Origin of the sequence: Rickettsia montanensis str. OSU 85-930, from assembly GCF_000284175.1 — a bacterium.
In the GTDB taxonomy this organism is placed as follows: Bacteria; Pseudomonadota; Alphaproteobacteria; order Rickettsiales; family Rickettsiaceae; genus Rickettsia; species Rickettsia rickettsii.
In genome coordinates this window covers 1,219,511-1,236,869 of record NC_017043.1, presented here as the reverse complement: position 1 = coordinate 1,236,869, position 17,359 = coordinate 1,219,511, and the positions used below count along the sequence as shown (strand labels likewise).

The window sequence follows — 17,359 nt, the reverse complement described above, 5'->3', positions numbered from 1 at the left end:
TATTAGCCCTCTTCATAGAAACTAGTTACCCATTCTCTAAGTTTATCTATGGTTTCAAAAAATTTTTCTGTATCAGTGACGCCTAAGTTTTGTAATGCTTCTTTAAGGTAATTTTTATTTAATCCTTTATATAACTTGAAATAATGACCAAATATCTCATTTGATAATATTATATTAGGATTTTCATAATAATTTTTCAAAACTTCTGCTACATCTTTTAGAGTAAGGTTATTTTCACCAGTTATTTCTGTAATTTGTGCGTTCAATTCTTGTCTACCTTGAGATTTCATTCCTATCTTATAACCTAAAATATTACATCCAATTAAGCTTTTATTATCTTTTATAGCATCCGATAAGGCTTTCTTTGATTCCTCGTTTACTTCTGTACTTAATGAAAAATTCAATCCGGCAAGTTTAGTATTTTTAACAAATGAGGATCAGGCAGGAACATTATTATTATCAAAAAATATCCCACTTATATCTAAATCGCTTATTTTTGTTTCGTTTATATCTTCGAGTAATTTTATTAAATTTTCTTGTGTTATAGGATTTGATGAAATATCAAGAGATTCAATATTAGATTCTTTAAGAAATTTAATAAAATTATTTATTATTACATTGTCTAATCTTATATTTGTATTTTGCAATTCTAAAGTTTTTATAGATTGCTTAAATAAATTATTTATTAATCTATCTAATCCCTTATCTCTTAAATAATTATGAGCTAGTTTAATATCTTCTATAGTTCCGTTTACTCTTAAGGTATCAAAAAGAACATCTATCTTATTAACATTATTCAAAGCATTTATAAAACTAATGTCGGTAATTCGGCATAGCGGATCTTTAAAAAATTCAGCAAATAACTTTATTGATTTTAAACTCCACGAAAAACTATCAGTGCTTAAGTACTTTGTAGTAGCATCTCCTTGTAAAGCATTAAATAACCCATTTAAAGCATCTTCAGGAATTTTAGAGTATCCAGCAGCTGTAAATACCGGTGATTGTGGTACAAAATTAACCTCGGTAATACTTAAAGTAGCAGGGTCTTTCTCTAGCTCTTTTAATATTTCTTCAGCCTGTATTTTTTCTAAATATTCTATTAACTTGGATATATATTTTACCTATTAATTTTAGTAATTAAAATTAATATAAAATAACTGCTAATTTATCAACTAAAAATTAGAATTTCGATTTTTCAGGGCTGTTTTGATTAATTCATCAATAGAGATTTCGGGATTTTGGGTAATGATGCCTTGAACGGCGTTTTGAGCTTCAAATCTAGAAAATCCTAGATTTACTAGAGCTTTTATTACTTCATTACTTGCAACGGGTGTGATATTCTTAATATTTAAGCTATCTTTAATAATAGCTGAACCGCTTGATATTTTCGCTACTTTACCTTTCAGCTCTAGCACTATACGTTCAGCAAGTTTAGCCCCTACTCCGGATATTGCTTTAAATATATTTTTATCTTCATTATTTACAGCAATTTGAATATCCGAAGGCGTAAGGCTTGATAAGATAGATAAAGCCATTCTTGTACCTATACCGTTTACTGATTGTAGCAAATTAAAAAAATTCTTCTCTTCTAGAGTCAAAAAACCGTAAAGATGAATATGTTCCTCTCTAACATGGGTTTCGATAAATAGTTTATAAAACTCCCCTTCAGCAAGTTTACCTAAAGTTTTACCTGAAGCATAGACTAAGTACCCTACCCCGTTTACATCAATTATAACGTAATCATCGCCTTGGGAATCAACTTTACCACTTAATTTACCGATCATATATTTACTTTTTCTTTTTACTATATATTAAAATTAGTGTCGGTAAAGCAGTAGTAATTGCTGCTAAGATGTAATGAATAACAAGCGGTCTATCCATCATATGACACTGCCCATCATTAGGAATAGTTTGAGCCAAAACCATATAAGCAACTATTATCGTCACTACTATATATAGACCGGTAAAAAACAAATATTTTATAAAATTTTTCATGTTAATCTCTTTTTGAATCAGTGATATGATGTTATTCCTGCGAAAGCAGAAATCTAGGGGTAAAGCAAGATAAATCGCGCTTTTAAAAAGCTTTAAAGTACTGGATTCCCGCTTTCGCGGGAATGGCATCAGAGGTTTTTGCTTCTCTTAAGTTAACACTCATACACGAAAGCGGGAATGACATTAAAAACTACACAAACTTATAATAAGTTTGATTCTTATCCCCTTTACTTATTAAAAGTTTACGCTCTAAACCATATAACAAATCTCTGCTAGCCGTTGCCGTAGAAATATTTTTATGTACAGTAATATAATCTTTTCTAGAAAACCATTGATCTATTAAATTAACCTTAGCAAATTCCATTCTAGATAAAGGCGTATTTGCCTCATATGTAATATTATTACTATATAATCTTAATGCTACAACTATCTTATCAAGCATAAACTCGATAAATAAGGTCGATTCACCAAGCTTATCAAACTTACTTAAAACACTATAATATTCACTTTGATTATTCCTTATCAAACTTTCAACGGAAATATACTCAAAAATTTTATTAGCTTGCATTAGTAATAATTGTTGCCATAATCTACCGATTCGTCCGTTACCGTCTGAAAAAGGATGGATAAATTCAAACTCATAATGAAATATACAAGCTTTAACTATTCCAGAAATTTTCTTATCTTGTGCTATAAACTCAAATAAATCCTGCATTAATAAAGATACACGGCTTGCCGTAGGGGCAAAATGTATAATCTCTGTGCCTTTAAATATAACAGCATTACCTTTACGCCACTTTCCGTTATCTTCTACTAATCCTTGCATTAATATCTCATGTGCTTTTAATAATGATTCAATTTTGAAGGGATTCAATATAGTCAGATTATTGTATAGTTTTATAGCATTTTTTACTTCTAAAATATCTTTTTCAGGTGCGAGTACACACTTGCCGTTTATTATATCGGTTATCTGCTCTACGCTTAAACTATTTCCTTCAATTGCTAAAGAAGAATGGATGGTTTTAATTTGATTATTTTTTCTAAGTTTTATAGGTTGAGAGTAAAGCTTGCTACCGGTTAAAATACCAAACTCATAAGAAATATCTTGTGATAACTCCAAGATTTTATTAGTTATTTGAAAAGACGTTTTACTATTCATTATATGATAGTATCATTGTCTACGAAGAATATTTTTTCTATATCATTCCCATAGGGTATTAGCCTTATTGCATGACTCCAAAATCGTCATTGTGAACAGCCGTAGACTGCAGCATGGCAATCTCATGAAATAATAACAAACTCCTGAGATTGCCTAATCAATTGCTATGCCATTTCCTCGTAATGACGTATATCTCTTTATTTTACAATACACTCATTAGACTACCTACCTCAATATCTTCTATAACACCACTTTTACGATCTTTTAATTCAACAGTATTATTTACGGCTTTTTTAGGACCAATTATAATTTGATGAGGTGAACCTATAAGATCATGCGTTGCAAATTTACTGCCTGGACGTGCTTCGGTATCGTCATATAACACTTCTATATTTTTATCTGATAGCTCTTTATAAGCCATTTCCGCAAGCTCTACGCATTTACTATCATGAATATTTAAATTAATTAGAGAAACTTTGAAAGGAGCAACGCTAGAAGGCCATATGATACCTTTCTTATCGCAATTTGCTTCTATGATAGCCGCAACTAACCTTGAAATGCCTATGCCGTAAGAACTCATTTCTATAGGAGTTAGTTTACCGTGCTCATCATTAATAAGTGCATTCATATTAACCGAATATTTTGAGCCTATATAAAAAATATGCCCGACTTCTATTCCTTTACTGCTGGTTATTTCTTGTTCAGATATAGGTAATTTATTTACTTCGTGTTTTTCTTCAGCTGCCGCGTACCAACTTTTAATTTCTTCTACATCGATATCAGGATTATCTTTTAATGTCTTAAATTTTTTATCGTAATAAATAGTACTTTCACCAGTTTCAGCGATTACATGAAACTCATGGCTTAAATTGCCACCAATCGGACCGTTATCGGCAATAACAGGGATAGCAAACACGCCTAAATCCCTGAAAGCATTGATATAAGCCTTATACATTTGATTATAGGTTTTAACGGCATTTTCTTCATTTATATCAAAAGAATAAGCATCTTTCATTAAAAACTCTCGTCCTCTCATAACACCAAAACGAGGTCTAATCTCATCACGAAATTTCCATTGGATATGATAAAGATTTTTCGGCAAATCCTTATATGACTTAATATTATGACGAAAAATATCCGTAATCATATCTTCGTTAGTAGGACCAAATAGTAAAGTATTATCGTGACGATCTTGAAATTTCAGCATTTCTTTACCGTAATTATCAAAACGTCCCGATTCCATCCATAAATGTGCCGGCTGAATGCAAGGCATTAGAACTTCCAAAGCTCCCGCTTTATTCATATTTAAGCGTACTATATTCTCGATATTCTTCAATACTTTTAAGCCAAGCGGAAGCCAAGTATAAATCCCTGCTGCTTGCTGCCTAATCATTCCGCTTCTAAGCATTAATTTATGCGAAGTTACTTGAGCTTCACTTGGCTCTTCCTTTAACACAGGTAAAAAATATTTTGATAATAACATATTTTATTTGCTTTCTTGCTATATTTATAATCATTTATTTTGTCATCCCGTGGCCAAGCCACGGGATGACAAAATTACTGGATTCCCGCTTCCGCAGAAATGACATTAATAACGTATCACCTTTTAGCAGTAAGGTTTAAAAACTCATGACGATATTTTTGCTGTTCGGCAAATATACCCGTATAATGCATGGTATTCATAACGCTATTATCTTGCATTACGCCACGCATTGACATACAGCTATGTACGGCAGAAATCTTAACGGCAACGCCAAGCGGCTTTAAATTCTCCTGCACGCTTTCTGCTATCTGTACCGTCATTTTTTCTTGGATTTGTAGTCTTCTAGCAAAAATATTTACTATTCGTGCTAGCTTACTTATGCCGACAATACAATTATCAGGAACATAAGCTATATCTACTGTACCGTTAAAAGGTAATATATGATGTTCACAGAAAGAGGTAAATTTTATATTCAGTAAGATAAAATCTTGAAAATTACAAGTTTCATAAAACTTGGTATTTAATATTTCTGCTACATCCTTTCCATAACCGGAAAATATTTCTGCGTAGCTATTAATTACTCTATCAGGCGTTTTAAGTAGCCCTTCTCTGCTTGGATCTTCACCAATGAATTTTAGTAACGTTCTTACTGCCTCTTTAGCTTCTTCTCTAGTTGGTTTACTCATGTGCTAGTTTTATACTTTTAAAAACATTACTTTAACACAAATATATACAAACATCAAGCCACCTACTATAGCAATAAACCCTCCTCCGCCCATCATTCCCATTAATAGCTTAGCTGACATCGGCATTACACTATTTGGGTCTTTCCGCATAACACCGTAACCACCGGCGAATGCTAGACCTAGTATGTGCAGAATCTGCCCGAATGTTAGGAGGTAAAATGTAAAATTAATAATATTGTCATTGCGAGGAGACACGAAGTGCCGACACGGCAATCTAGGGAGTTTTTGTATTACCTCATGAGATTGCCACGCTCTTTTTAGTCGCTCGCAATGACGTTGATACCTCCCAATACCCAAATAACTACACCCCATACAAGCAATGCTAATCCCTACTATAGACCCATGATAATGAGCAGGAATTGCTACATTTATACCTGTGATATTCATTGCTATAAGCCCGCCAAGTAAGAATAAAGTAATAGAACAAAGTAAGATGGTTTTGATTACTCTGTCATTTATTGTAACCGTGTCATCCCGCGGCTTGACTGCGAGATCTATAACATTATTCTGATATTTTGTTTGGATCTCGCGGTCAAGCCGCGGGATGACAAATACCCACACCAACTCAACCCCCATACCTATTAAACATAAAACAGGAGCAATGCCGCCTAGATATTTCATATGATTTGTATAGAATACTTTGAAGGCTCCATCGATAATATCATAAAATATATGACCGCAAAGTGTAAGAATTCCGAAAATAAAATTTAAATAAAGTAAGAAAAGATAGAATTTTTGAAATTTCAATTCTCTAGCTATTAACTCTCTAAATAAACTAACCCAAATAAATATTAATATTTGAGTATATATAAATTGCAGTAAATGACCTCCGCTCCAAAAAAGTAATTCATAATAAAATTCTATCTCGATTGGAATAATTTGAATGATGTTTTGCAAGCCATTATAAGACCATCCAAAACAAACAAAGCTTAAAATAAACATTATAATAGTCGATAATACGGTAAAATTAACTAGACTATTTAAGTGCGTCCAATCGAAGAAATATAAAATATTTATAGCGTACAATAGCAACGTAACACCAAATAAGCTTAACCCCAAAATAAATACGATATTTTCAAGCATCGGTATATAATTATTCATCACCGGATTATGCCCGGCTATTGGGGAGATGGCGATTAGAAGAGTAGCTAGAAAAGCAAGTTTGGGGTAAAGGCGAAACACGTCATTGCGAACGAACGTAGAGAGCGTGGCAATCTCAGAAATTTTGTATTGTTTCATGAGATTGCCGCGTCGAGGCTTTGCCTCTCCTCGCAATGACGTTTCACCCCCCCAAACACTAGCCGTAACGGACAATAACCAAATCAATACCGATAAATTAACATGAATAATTAAAGCAGATTTGAAAATATGCGGATTTGGGAAAAAGTTTGATAATTGCGGGGTACGTAGTACCACCAAAATAATTGAATATAAACCCGCAAATCCCAAGGATAAAATACCAAGCTTAAGCCAAGAATTAGTTAAGCTATTATTTTGTAATTGATTGGTAGAATTCATAACTACAGGTAAATATTAAATATAATCTACAAATAGCTCACGGTATTTAAATAAGCAATATTTTTTTATTTGCTTTAGAAACTAACATACGATATTAATAAGTCAATCAAGAGTTAATAGTTAGATATGACTAACCACCTACGTATCGGTATTTTAATCTTTAATAATAGGAATGAAATTTTATTAGGTAAACGTATTAGTGCCCATGGTGAGTCTAGTTATGCTCCTGTCGGTGAACATTTAGAATTTGGAGAAACATTTGAAGAATGTGCTATCCGTGAAGTTTTAGAAGAAACAAATCTGATCATTGAAAACCCACAATTTATAGCGGTGACTAACGATATTTTTGGAAAAGAACAAAAGCATTACGTCTTGATTTTCCTTAAAGCTCATTGTTTAAATGAGCATGAATTACAGAATCTTGAGCCTCATAAAGTAGAAAGTTGGTAGTGGTTTGTGCTTGATAATTTACCCTCTAACCTTTTTCTACCTCTAAAAAGACTCATTGAGAAAAAATGTTATTTATATAAAAAAAGTATTGATTAACTAAGTTTATCTAATTTTAAATATCCGGACGCGTATTTGTGTAAAATACTAGCAATAAGAGTTTGATAAGGCATTCTTTCTTGTGCTGCAATTCTTTTTATATGATTTAAATCGTATAACGGCAGTCTAATATTAATTCTTTCCGATTTTTTAAAAAAATTAGCTGCGGCAATTTTAGCTATATTTTTTGGCTCTCTAGTTCTTTTTTAGGTAACTCTAAAAGCTCATCTTGTTCAAAATAAATCTAGTATTTCTTGTTCTTGTTCAGTAAATTTGTATTTTTTCATAATCTAAACCTTAGTTTGACAATATCATCCTAACTTAGCAATATTAATAAATGATCACCTTGATTTATAATTATGATAATACAGATTTTATTGTTGTAGCGGATTGAATGGTGGGTTTGAGAAGACTTGAACTTCCGACCTCACGCTTATCAGGCGTGTGCTCTAACCAGCTGAGCTACAAACCCACAGTGTAGAAGTATGGTGAGCTCGCCGGGATTCGAACCCGGGACCCTTTGATTAAAAGTCAAATGCTCTACCGGCTGAGCTACGAGCTCTTAAACATATTACATATATTCAAAAATTATGTTTTACTTTATCGCCGAAAAGGGCTAGTCTGTCAACAATTATTTTTTAATTTAAATGTAGGAAGTTTATGCAGCATCAGGACGTGGCTATAATTATCCCCTCAAGGCTAAGTTCAACTAGGCTTAAACAAAAACCGCTACAGCTTATCGGCTCTATAACTTTAATCGAGTGGGTATTCAAACAAGTAAATCAAGCGGGCCTTGAGCATACATATGTTGCGACCGACTCGGAAGAGATAGCAAGCGTTATTAAAAAAGTCGGAGGAAAAGTAATATTCACGGATAGTGCTATCCCAACCGGTACTGATCGTACTTATGAAGCTTTTAAATTAATTCCAAATAATCAAAACATTAATTACATAGTTAATGTACAGGGAGATATGCCTTTCATTGAACCTAGCTCTATTTTGAAAATTATAGGATATTTAAAAAACAGCGAATACGATATTGTTACACCGATAGTAAAAGTAGATAGGGGATCAGTGGAAGCTAGTAGTAATGTTACCGTAGCGGTTGACTCGGCGGGGACAGCATTGTATTTTTCGCGTAGTCTTATTCCAAACGGTGCAAAAGAATTTTTATATCATGTAGGCATGTATGGTTTTCGCAAAAACGCTTTAGAAAAATTTGTATCTCTTAAGCCAACTTTTTTAGAAAAAACAGAACGTTTAGAACAATTACGTGTCCTTGAAAACGGCATGACTATAGGTACATGTTTAGTTGAGAATATTCCTATTTCCGTAGATACGGAAGAAGACTTAAAAAAAGCAGTAAAATTTTACGAAAACATTAGTAAACTAGGTTTATAATAATGGTACATTTCATTTTTGTTACCGGCGGCGTTGTTTCATCACTCGGTAAAGGTCTAACGGCAGCATCTCTTGCTATGCTATTGCAAGCGAAAGGTTTTAGAGTAAGTGTACGAAAACTAGACCCTTATCTTAACGTTGACCCGGGAACTATGAATCCTCACGAACATGGTGAGGTATATGTAACCGATGACGGAGCAGAAACCGATTTAGATCTTGGACATTATGAACGTTTTACCGGAGTTTCCGCATGCAAATTTGATAGCATCACAACAGGTGCGATATACTCAAAATTACTTAAAGATGAACGTTTAGGAAATTACGCCGGCGTTACTGTTCAAGTCATTCCGCATGTTACAAATATAATAAAAGATTTTATACTTTCAAACACCAAGGGTTTTGATTTTATTATTTGTGAAATAGGCGGCACAGTCGGTGATATTGAAGGTCTACCGTTTTTTGAAGCTATAAGGCAAATTGGTAACAAATTAAAAAGCGAAAATTGTTTATTTATTCATTTAACGTTATTACCTTATGTTAAAACCGCCCGTGAATTAAAAATAAAACCTACCCAACACTCAGTTAAAGCATTACGCGCTATAGGTATTTCACCTAATATACTAGTGTGTCGTGCAGAACGTAACATTTCAAAAGGCAAAATAGATAAAATAGCTTTATTTTGTAATATAGAATCTGAGTATGTTGTTCCGGCAATAGATCAAAAAAATATATATTTAGTACCAATTGCATATCATAATGCAGGTCTTGACAATAAAGTATTAAAATTTTTTAATATTAATGTCACGCCGTCTAAATTAGATAAATGGTATGATATAATTAATAGGCTAAAAGATTCTAATTCAAAAGTAAGAATCGCTATAATAGCTAAATATCATAAATTAAAAGATGCTTATAAATCAGTAATCGAGGCACTTGATCATGCAGGTATTTATTACAAATACAAAATTGATTTAGTATGGATAAATGCTGAAAATCTAACTGAAGAGAATATTAATAAAAAATTATTAGATATAGATGGGATTTTAGTACCAGGCGGATTTGGAGAACGGGCAACTAAAGGAAAAATTATGGCAATAAAATATGCCCGTACTAATAACATACCTTTTTTTGGAATATGTTTCGGTATGCAACTTGCGACGATCGAAATAGCTCAGAATTTAATCGGTATTAAAGATGCAGTAACAGAAGAATTTAAAGTAGACGGTACAAAAATTATTGAGAAAATAAATAAAAACTGTGAAGACTCAAAAATAACAATTGAAAATGTAAAAAAGACTATGAGGCTCGGCTCTTATCCTTGTAGTTTGGTCGCAAGTACCATTGCAGCTAATGCTTATAAAAGCCTTGAAATAAATGAGAGACATCGTCATAGATATAAATTTAATAATGAATTTCAAAATATTTTTGAAAAACACGGAATAGTATTTAGCGGTTTTTCAAAAGATGAAGAGATTGTAGAAATAATTGAACTACCGCTACTGCGTTGGTTCGTAGGAGTACAATTTCATCCGGAATTTAAATCTAAACCTTTTGAAGCTCATCCGTTATTTATTCAGTTTATTAAAGCAGCGATTGAGTATAACAAATGTAATTAACAACAATGTATGAGACTATTTTAAAAGATCTTGACATAGTTTTTATTATAGTCTAGGGTGCATAAAAAATAATATAGCTGGACAGTTTCTGAAAAGCGTTTGAGGTCATTCCCGCATACGCGGGAATGACCTATAAAACTCTAAGCCTTGCAAAAACATAACATTTTTAAAACTATCCGGTACTCAAAAAATAAGCTCATAGTAAATCAATGGATAGCGTGGATTCTCATTTCGCAATTTGGAATAAAGCCAGAAACAGTAAATTTAGGCATATAGTATGGCCGATTAGATCGTATGAATTAACCAAGTTCATCCCAATGGCTTTACTAATGTTTTTTATTCTACTTAATCAAAACTTAGTTCGTAGTATTAAAGATAGTTTTGTTGTTACCTTAATTAGCTCGGAAGTATTGAGTTTTATCAAACTTTGGGGCGAAATGCCGATGGGAATTTTATTTGTTATTTTTTATTCTAAACTCTGTAATATTATGACAACAGAGCAAGTTTTTAGGATAATTACCGGTACTTTTTTATTTTTCTTCGCAATTTTTGGTTTTATTTTATTTCCGTACAGAGAGTTTTTTCATCCCGATCCCGAATTAATTAAGTACTATATCACTGTTCTTCCTCACTTAAAATGGTTTTTAATAATTTGGGGACAGTGGAGTTTGGTATTATTTTATATTATGGGAGAGTTATGGCCGGTTATAGTCTTTACTCTTTTATATTGGCAGCTTGCAAATAAAATTACTAAAGTCGAAGAAGCACCAAGATTTTACTCATTTTTTACTTTATTCGGACAAACTAATTTACTCATCTCAGGAACCGTAATTATTTATTTTGCTAAGAGTGAGCATTTCTTATTACCTTTATTTTCTCATCTAAACGATACAAATGAAATTCTTTTAAAATCATTTATTACGGTTATTTTAATATCCGGATTAATTTGTCTAGCTCTTCATAAACTTATTGATAAATCAGTCGTAGAAGCTGACAAAAATATTAAATTTAAAAACCAAAGAACGGATATATTAAAATTAAGCTTGATCGAAAGTGCAAAAGTAATATTCACTTCTAGATATCTCGGTTTTATTTGTCTTCTTGTAATGTCTTATTCTATGAGCATTAGCCTAATAGAAGGATTATGGATGTCCAAAGTAAAGCAACTCTATCCCACTACAAAGGATTTTATAGCCTATCACGGTAAAGTGTTTTTTTGGACGGGAATACTCACGTTAGTTAGTGCGTTTTTAGGCAGTAGTTTAATTAGAATATGCGGCTGGTTTTGGGGAGCTATTATAACACCGATTATGATGTTTGGAGCAGGTGTTATGTTCTTTTCATTCACGGTTTTTGAAAATCACCTAGGAAATATCGTAAATACTCTCGGCTATAGTACGCCGCTTGTCGTTATAGTTTTTATCGGCGGGCTTTGGCATGTACTTTCTAAATCAGTAAAATATTCACTTTTTGATGCTACTAAAGAAATGGTATATATTCCGCTCGATAGTGAAATGAAGACCAAAGGTAAAGCTGCAGTTGATGTTATGGGTGCTAAAATCGGTAAATCAATAGGTGCTATTATTCAATTCATATCCTTTAGTATTTTCCCGAACGCCGTACATAACGACATAGCAGGTTTATTGATGTTTAGCTTTATTATCGTATGTCTATTATGGCTATATGGCGTGAAAGTTTTATCGAAATATTATAATAAGATGATACAACGTTGATAAGGATATCCATTCCTGCGAAGGCTTGCTTGCGTTGATACCTAATCTTCATGAGCTACGTAGGCGTTGTTGCATGACTCAGAAAAGGCGTACGATGTCATTCCCGCTTTCGGGCCTTGTTGCGTGGATCAGTTTTCCCGATGTCCATCACGTGACTTGAACACGGGATCCATAAAAACAAATAAAAAATACTAATAATTTTAGTATTTTTAACTGGATCCCGCGATCAAGTCACGTGATGGACATCGGGAAAACTGATCCACGCAACAAGGCCCGAAAGCGGGAATGACATAAAACGATCCATGCATACAATGCTGAACAGGAATGACCAATGCTTTTCAAAAATTGCTTGATGCTATGAATCAAACTACTGTATTTTGAACATCCTCTCCTATTAATCCTTGATCAAGCAAATCACAAGCCTCATCCAAGCACTTATATACTGCATTTTCAGCTACTTCCGAATAATCTTCGATTAACCCTAGATTTTGCGAGTAATAACAAGTTTAGCTTTTAAACCATCACTCTATTGATTTTTAATACAATCTAATATTATTTTTAAAACAGCTTGGCTACTATCCTTTGCTTTTTCATATTTATTTTTTAAGCTACTGTAATCATACTCTTAACGTCTCTACTTCTTTACTTTGATATATTAAGCCCTCTATTTTTTCAATTTGTTTTATTAACCGCTCTGCCTCTTCATACGGTTCTTTACATTGTCTTACTAAATTTGCTTTTGTAAAATTAGTATTAGCATTGTTATACATTAATAGTGAAAGAATAATTTTGTTTTCTACTGAGTTACGACCACAGTAATGTAATACTTCACCCATCTGTCATTCACCGTAGCACCATATTCAAGTAACATTTTGGCTTTTTTAAAATTACCTGTACCTCTAAAGCAGTATCACCATTCTCATCTTGTATATTAGGATCAATACCTTTTTGCAGTAACTCTTTAAGATCTACTAAGTCAGTTACATAATGTAGGGTACTTTTGTTTTCTGGGCTATCTATTGTATCAAAACTAACATCTTTACTGTTTTACTATTAAGACTATTGTTAATACTAATGCGTAAATCATGAAACATTTCTGGAGCGGTTTTATATTCTCTTGCATTACTCCCCTTTCCTATACAAGATTTAAAAATATTTATTAACTTAGAAATTTTAGGCATAATTATTTTTTTTAGTTATTTTATTAAAATTTCATGTTTCATGGTATTTTCGACTCGGCATTATATTAATCTATTTTAATAAAGTCAATGTGAATGGTTAATTTTTATGAATTAACCAATTAACAATATAATTTAAAAATTCTTTTTTCTTGAATCTATTTGTAATATAGTAATAGGCATATTTAATATTTGTAGAGGGAGTAATGAAACAAAATCCAAAAATCTCATTAATAGGTAGCGGTAATATAGGTGGTACGCTTGCTCACTTAATTAGCCTTAGAGAACTCGGCGATATCGTGTTATTTGATGTGACTGAAGGAGTACCGCAAGGAAAAGCATTGGATCTCATGCAAGCCAGTACAATAGCCGGGTCTGATATCAAAATAAAAGGCACAAACGACTATAAAGATATTGAAGGATCTGATGCCATAATTATTACTGCCGGTTTACCAAGAAAACCAGGAATGAGTAGAGACGATTTAATTAGCATTAACACCGGTATCATGAAAACGGTTGCAGCAAATGTTAAAAAATACGCTCCTGATGCCTTTGTAATAGTAATTACCAACCCACTTGATGTTATGGTATATGTCATGCTTAAAGAAAGCGGATTGCCTCACAATAAAGTAATCGGTATGGCAGGAGTACTTGACTCATCAAGATTTAATCTTTTTCTTGCTGAAGAGTTTAAAGTATCGGTTAGCAATGTTAATAGCATGGTTCTCGGCGGTCACGGCGATGCTATGGTACCTCTTGCAAGATATTCTACAATATCAGGCGTGCCGATACCTGACTTGATAAAAATGGGCTTATCAAGTAATGAAAATATTGAAAAAATAATCGATCGTACTAGAAACGGCGGCGGTGAGATTGTTGCATTACTTAAAACAGGTTCTGCTTATTATGCTCCCGCAGCCTCAGCAATAGAAATGCTTGAGTCATATTTAAAAGATAAACGTCAGATTCTAACTTGTGCCGCTCATTTACAAGGTGAGTACGGCGTACATGATTTATATGTCGGAGTGCCTATTATGATCGGTAAAGAAGGTGTTCTAAAAGTAATAGAACTACAGTTAACCGCAGAGGAAAAAGCACTATTTGATAAATCAGTCGAGGGAGTTAAAAAACTCATTGAGACGATAAAATAAATGATAAAATTATATTATTGAAGCACAAATGCAACAAGATTTAAAATATTGAATTAATACTAATTATTAGTATTGTTAATTGAACATAAATGGTATTACATTTTGGTTTATTTTTATTAATAGAGGGAAATTATGAAACATAAGAATGAATTAGACCGGCTAATAAGAAATCTTTATTTAATAAAAAATACTAATTTAAATAATATTTTAGAAACAGATAAACTAGCTATAACACGTACAACTAATTTTATAGAAGCTCTAATAAACAAAATAGACCCTAGGACGCCGGGACCGTATGTTTCTCAGCAACAAGCTAACTTCAAAGTAGCAAATGATAAAAATATACAGAGTGCTAGTAAAGAAATTTATTTAAAAAATCTACCTATTAGTATTGGTAAAGTTGAAGGCTTTAAGGAAGACGGAAAAGGTAGAAAAACAAAGGCTCAACTTGATGTCCTAATATCCCCTTCAGATTTTTCAGCATTATTAAGACTAAGTAATTCATTACCGATCACTAATGAGCAAGAACTAGAAATAAAGGACAATATTAATCTATTGCAATTGATGGAAGAAGTTGTTCAGAAAGTAGGGAAAAAGAGCTTAAATATACAGCAAGATAAAAAAGTACTTACCTCACAAAAAAACGAACAAGCTATAACACACGGTCAACAAAAATTAGAGCTTAGCCTTAAAGAAGAAATAATCAAGTTAAGGAAAGCAGTTCAAGAAACAATCAAAAATCCAACTAATAATGAAGAATTTAATAAGACATCAAAAGAAATTTTAGATTTGATTAATAATATCAACTCTCGTCAACCATCTAGATTACAGACAGCTAAAAATAAAATCCTGAGTAGCGGAGAAAGCCCTAATACTAAAAATACAAAAATAGAGGGATTTTTTCTTAAACAACATGAATGGGATAAATTTCAAGAATTATAGAGAGAGATTACAAAAAATAAAAGAGCCTAGAGAAAAATTAGATGAAATGAAAAATTTTTATGATGTGATTAATTCATTAGATAAAAATATCATTCTAGGAGTAATGCAAGAGAAACAAAAAGTGCAACAAGCTTCCAATCAAAAAGCACAAGAGATTATAAGAAGTAAATTTTTATACCTTATAATGCCGGGGATTTTGGTTTACAAAATTTATTTAAAAAATAAAGAAGAGATAGGGGAAAAAGCACTTATAGAAGCTTCTAAAAATATACTCAGCAAAAGTATATCAGTAAATAAAAATTACTTCCGTAATACTAATAATTCAAGCAAATTAGATTTACAATATAAGATGTTGTTAATAGATCATGCAGATAATATCTCGCAAAATATAAAGGAGGCTCTAGTCTTATATGTCGGAAGTAATAACAATAACAAGATTGATATATTATCTGAAGAATTAGCAAATAAATTTAAAAATATATCAAATTTAATCAAGCAAAATGAATCGGTACTACAAAAAGAAACAGGTAAATATTCTCCTTCTTTAGAAACCATACCTGAAGATTCTATACCTAAGTTATCACCGGCAACAGTACATTCCTCAACAGAACTTTTTGCAAAACTAGAAAATTCATTCAATGCACTAGCACAATTCACTGATAAAATATTAATAGGTGCCGGCAAATCTTATGTACAACAGGCAAATATTAATCCTAAATCTAATACCGTTTCTAGATCTTCTTCTATTGATTCAGGAATAGGCTCAAGTCAAGAAGAATTATCTACCACATTTGGAAAAAGCAGCTCTACTAATTTAATTGAAGCTCTTGATTTAGCACAAGCGAAAATTTTATCAAATTCAAATACAGCAAAAGATAAGTTAACGGCAATAAAAACACTACAAAAATCTATCCAACAAAAAGAAGTAAGCAATGAAAGACTTACTCAAGAAGAAATAGATAATATTTATAAGACACTAGGTATATTTGAAGAAATTAAGGAATATGAAAAGAGCGACAATTCACGTGTTCCTCGTTTATTAAATAAAAATTACTATAAGCTAACTGATCCTCGTGAGGAGCGTAGAAGCGATAATATCGCTTTAGAGCGGGATGATACTGGAATGCTAACTACTGATACTGATTTAGAGTGGAATGACAACGGAATGCTGCCTCCTTCCCAAAATAGTGCCGTTTTAGATAAATTAAAAGAAGCAGTAGATGATTATATATCTGAGCTACAAAATGAAAAGCTATCTAAAGATACATCCCCGAAACAAGTTGAGGCAATAACTCATCCAATGCAGGAAGCAATACCGACTCCTCCTGCTCTTTCCTGGCAACTCATCCTATATTCGATGATACAATAAAGTTCTTAAAGAGGTTTAAAGAAGAGATCGATAAATTTCCACAAGATTATACTAAAGCCTCTACCATACCTCTATATTGAAGTAATGTTAATAGAAATTTAGGAAGAAGTGAATTTTAGCAAGTATGGTATCGACTTCTCAACAAGATGAGAGAATTAATGATATATTAGTAGAAAAACAACATGAAAATACTCAATCTGACTATATAACTCCTAAGAAAAAAGAAAAATTTTGAGTTTGAAAATCGAGGTACAGAAATTAAAGAGAATAGCACCAAAAATTTAATAAACAAATTTGAAAAAGGCTTTGATAGTAAAATAACAAGATACTGGACATCACCAGCGGAATGGGATAAATGGGAGGAAGAAAAACAGAAAGGTACAGGGAAAGAGAATGAACTGATAAGACATCGTACAAAATTTGCAATAGAACATTCTAAACATACTCAATCTAAAGAGCCTATATCATCCAACTCCTGAAAAATTGAATATTAAATAACTCACGATTTAAAGCTAAAAGGCA

At 32.3% G+C, this 17,359-nt stretch carries 17 protein-coding genes, 2 tRNA genes and 1 pseudogene; 8 read left to right on the top strand and 12 right to left on the bottom strand.

From position 1 onward, the window contains the following. Positions 1-2 precede the first annotated feature (2 nt). Positions 3-290 (bottom strand): hypothetical protein, encoded by a 288-nt coding sequence (locus MCI_RS06680; RefSeq protein ID WP_041404273.1) that lies wholly within the window; start codon positions 288-290, stop codon positions 3-5. Positions 291-437: 147 nt separating this feature from the next. Beyond that, positions 438-800, bottom strand: coding sequence for a hypothetical protein (locus MCI_RS06675; RefSeq protein ID WP_014410209.1), 363 nt, complete (start codon positions 798-800; stop codon positions 438-440). Between the two features lie 16 nt (positions 801-816). Between MCI_RS06675 and MCI_RS06670 the strand changes: the two genes are divergently transcribed. Further along, positions 817-1,128 carry a hypothetical protein gene (locus MCI_RS06670; RefSeq protein WP_014410208.1) on the top strand — a complete coding sequence of 104 codons (312 nt, stop codon included), beginning with the start codon at positions 817-819 and terminating at the stop codon, positions 1,126-1,128. A gap of 44 nt (positions 1,129-1,172) precedes the next feature. On the opposite strand, the gene ruvA is transcribed toward MCI_RS06670, so the two are convergent. From ruvA to MCI_RS06640, 6 genes and pseudogenes are all read right to left on the bottom strand, one after another. After that, positions 1,173-1,784 carry a Holliday junction branch migration protein RuvA gene (gene ruvA / locus MCI_RS06665; protein ID WP_014410207.1) on the bottom strand — a complete coding sequence of 204 codons (612 nt, stop codon included), beginning with the start codon at positions 1,782-1,784 and terminating at the stop codon, positions 1,173-1,175. Positions 1,785-1,788: 4 nt separating this feature from the next. Next, a complete protein-coding gene (locus tag MCI_RS06660) occupies positions 1,789-1,995 on the bottom strand; it encodes a hypothetical protein (RefSeq protein ID WP_014410206.1) in 207 nt (68 codons plus the stop codon). A 190-nt stretch (positions 1,996-2,185) separates the two neighbouring features. Beyond that, positions 2,186-3,154, bottom strand: coding sequence for a Fic family protein (locus tag MCI_RS06655; RefSeq protein ID WP_014410205.1), 969 nt, complete (start codon positions 3,152-3,154; stop codon positions 2,186-2,188). Positions 3,155-3,356: 202 nt separating this feature from the next. Continuing rightward, the gene (gene proS / locus MCI_RS06650) at positions 3,357-4,637 is read right to left on the bottom strand and encodes a proline--tRNA ligase (RefSeq protein WP_014410204.1); all 1,281 of its coding nucleotides are present in this window, start codon (positions 4,635-4,637) and stop codon (positions 3,357-3,359) included. 116 nt (positions 4,638-4,753) lie between these two features. Further along, positions 4,754-5,323: a GTP cyclohydrolase I FolE gene (gene folE, locus MCI_RS06645; protein WP_014410203.1), complete on the bottom strand. Its 570-nt coding sequence runs from the start codon at positions 5,321-5,323 to the stop codon at positions 4,754-4,756. Then, positions 5,316-6,901: pseudogene (locus tag MCI_RS06640) on the bottom strand (hypothetical protein). The gene folE and the pseudogene MCI_RS06640 overlap by 8 nt, the downstream one beginning before the upstream one ends. A gap of 126 nt (positions 6,902-7,027) precedes the next feature. On the opposite strand from MCI_RS06640, the gene MCI_RS06635 reads away from it, so the two are divergent. Beyond that, positions 7,028-7,351, top strand: a complete 324-nt coding sequence (locus MCI_RS06635; RefSeq protein ID WP_014410201.1) for a nucleotide triphosphate diphosphatase NUDT15 — start codon at positions 7,028-7,030, stop codon at positions 7,349-7,351. Positions 7,352-7,842: 491 nt separating this feature from the next. Here the strand turns inward: MCI_RS06635 and MCI_RS06630 are convergent. Next, a tRNA-Ile gene (locus tag MCI_RS06630) sits at positions 7,843-7,919 on the bottom strand. A 14-nt stretch (positions 7,920-7,933) separates the two neighbouring features. Next, positions 7,934-8,009 (bottom strand) — tRNA-Lys (locus tag MCI_RS06625). Positions 8,010-8,107: 98 nt separating this feature from the next. Between MCI_RS06625 and MCI_RS06620 the strand changes: the two genes are divergently transcribed. From MCI_RS06620 to tlc2, 3 genes are all read left to right on the top strand, one after another. Further along, a complete protein-coding gene (locus MCI_RS06620; protein ID WP_014410199.1) occupies positions 8,108-8,848 on the top strand; it encodes a 3-deoxy-manno-octulosonate cytidylyltransferase in 741 nt (246 codons plus the stop codon). Positions 8,849-8,850: 2 nt separating this feature from the next. Continuing rightward, positions 8,851-10,464 (top strand): CTP synthase, encoded by a 1,614-nt coding sequence (locus MCI_RS06615; protein ID WP_014410198.1) that lies wholly within the window; start codon positions 8,851-8,853, stop codon positions 10,462-10,464. 209 nt (positions 10,465-10,673) lie between these two features. Next, entirely contained in the window at positions 10,674-12,197 is a 1,524-nt protein-coding gene (tlc2, locus tag MCI_RS06610) for a nucleotide exchange transporter Tlc2 (protein ID WP_014410197.1), read from the top strand. Between the two features lie 617 nt (positions 12,198-12,814). Here tlc2 and MCI_RS06605 read toward each other — a convergent pair. Together MCI_RS06605 and MCI_RS06600 are read right to left on the bottom strand one after the other, a co-directional pair. Beyond that, positions 12,815-13,033 (bottom strand): hypothetical protein, encoded by a 219-nt coding sequence (locus MCI_RS06605; RefSeq protein WP_014410196.1) that lies wholly within the window; start codon positions 13,031-13,033, stop codon positions 12,815-12,817. Between the two features lie 180 nt (positions 13,034-13,213). Continuing rightward, positions 13,214-13,378 carry a hypothetical protein gene (locus MCI_RS06600; protein ID WP_014410195.1) on the bottom strand — a complete coding sequence of 55 codons (165 nt, stop codon included), beginning with the start codon at positions 13,376-13,378 and terminating at the stop codon, positions 13,214-13,216. A gap of 203 nt (positions 13,379-13,581) precedes the next feature. Between MCI_RS06600 and mdh the strand changes: the two genes are divergently transcribed. From mdh to MCI_RS10160, 3 genes are all read left to right on the top strand, one after another. After that, the gene (gene mdh / locus MCI_RS06595; RefSeq protein WP_014410194.1) at positions 13,582-14,526 is read left to right on the top strand and encodes a malate dehydrogenase; all 945 of its coding nucleotides are present in this window, start codon (positions 13,582-13,584) and stop codon (positions 14,524-14,526) included. Between the two features lie 132 nt (positions 14,527-14,658). Continuing rightward, positions 14,659-15,468 (top strand): hypothetical protein, encoded by an 810-nt coding sequence (locus MCI_RS10165; RefSeq protein ID WP_014410193.1) that lies wholly within the window; start codon positions 14,659-14,661, stop codon positions 15,466-15,468. Further along, positions 15,440-16,837, top strand: coding sequence for a hypothetical protein (locus MCI_RS10160; RefSeq protein WP_232202658.1), 1,398 nt, complete (start codon positions 15,440-15,442; stop codon positions 16,835-16,837). Before MCI_RS10165 ends, MCI_RS10160 begins: the two co-directional genes overlap by 29 nt. Positions 16,838-17,359: the final 522 nt, after the last annotated feature.

What these genes read in the sequence shown, in the direction of transcription:
- folE (WP_014410203.1), bottom strand. Translation starts at nt 5,323, where the DNA reads ATGAGTAAACCAACTAGAGAAGAAGCTAAAGAGGCAGTAAGAACGTTA.
- MCI_RS06600 (WP_014410195.1), bottom strand. Translation starts at nt 13,378, where the DNA reads ATGCCTAAAATTTCTAAGTTAATAAATATTTTTAAATCTTGTATAGGA.
- mdh (WP_014410194.1), top strand. Translation starts at nt 13,582, where the DNA reads ATGAAACAAAATCCAAAAATCTCATTAATAGGTAGCGGTAATATAGGT.
- ruvA (WP_014410207.1), bottom strand. Translation starts at nt 1,784, where the DNA reads ATGATCGGTAAATTAAGTGGTAAAGTTGATTCCCAAGGCGATGATTAC.
- tlc2 (WP_014410197.1), top strand. Translation starts at nt 10,674, where the DNA reads ATGGATAGCGTGGATTCTCATTTCGCAATTTGGAATAAAGCCAGAAAC.
- proS (WP_014410204.1), bottom strand. Translation starts at nt 4,637, where the DNA reads ATGTTATTATCAAAATATTTTTTACCTGTGTTAAAGGAAGAGCCAAGT.
- MCI_RS06615 (WP_014410198.1), top strand. Translation starts at nt 8,851, where the DNA reads ATGGTACATTTCATTTTTGTTACCGGCGGCGTTGTTTCATCACTCGGT.
- MCI_RS06620 (WP_014410199.1), top strand. Translation starts at nt 8,108, where the DNA reads ATGCAGCATCAGGACGTGGCTATAATTATCCCCTCAAGGCTAAGTTCA.
- MCI_RS10165 (WP_014410193.1), top strand. Translation starts at nt 14,659, where the DNA reads ATGAAACATAAGAATGAATTAGACCGGCTAATAAGAAATCTTTATTTA.
- MCI_RS06660 (WP_014410206.1), bottom strand. Translation starts at nt 1,995, where the DNA reads ATGAAAAATTTTATAAAATATTTGTTTTTTACCGGTCTATATATAGTA.
- MCI_RS06680 (WP_041404273.1), bottom strand. Translation starts at nt 290, where the DNA reads ATGAAATCTCAAGGTAGACAAGAATTGAACGCACAAATTACAGAAATA.
- MCI_RS10160 (WP_232202658.1), top strand. Translation starts at nt 15,440, where the DNA reads ATGAATGGGATAAATTTCAAGAATTATAGAGAGAGATTACAAAAAATA.
- MCI_RS06655 (WP_014410205.1), bottom strand. Translation starts at nt 3,154, where the DNA reads ATGAATAGTAAAACGTCTTTTCAAATAACTAATAAAATCTTGGAGTTA.
- MCI_RS06670 (WP_014410208.1), top strand. Translation starts at nt 817, where the DNA reads ATGTCGGTAATTCGGCATAGCGGATCTTTAAAAAATTCAGCAAATAAC.
- MCI_RS06605 (WP_014410196.1), bottom strand. Translation starts at nt 13,033, where the DNA reads ATGGGTGAAGTATTACATTACTGTGGTCGTAACTCAGTAGAAAACAAA.
- MCI_RS06635 (WP_014410201.1), top strand. Translation starts at nt 7,028, where the DNA reads ATGACTAACCACCTACGTATCGGTATTTTAATCTTTAATAATAGGAAT.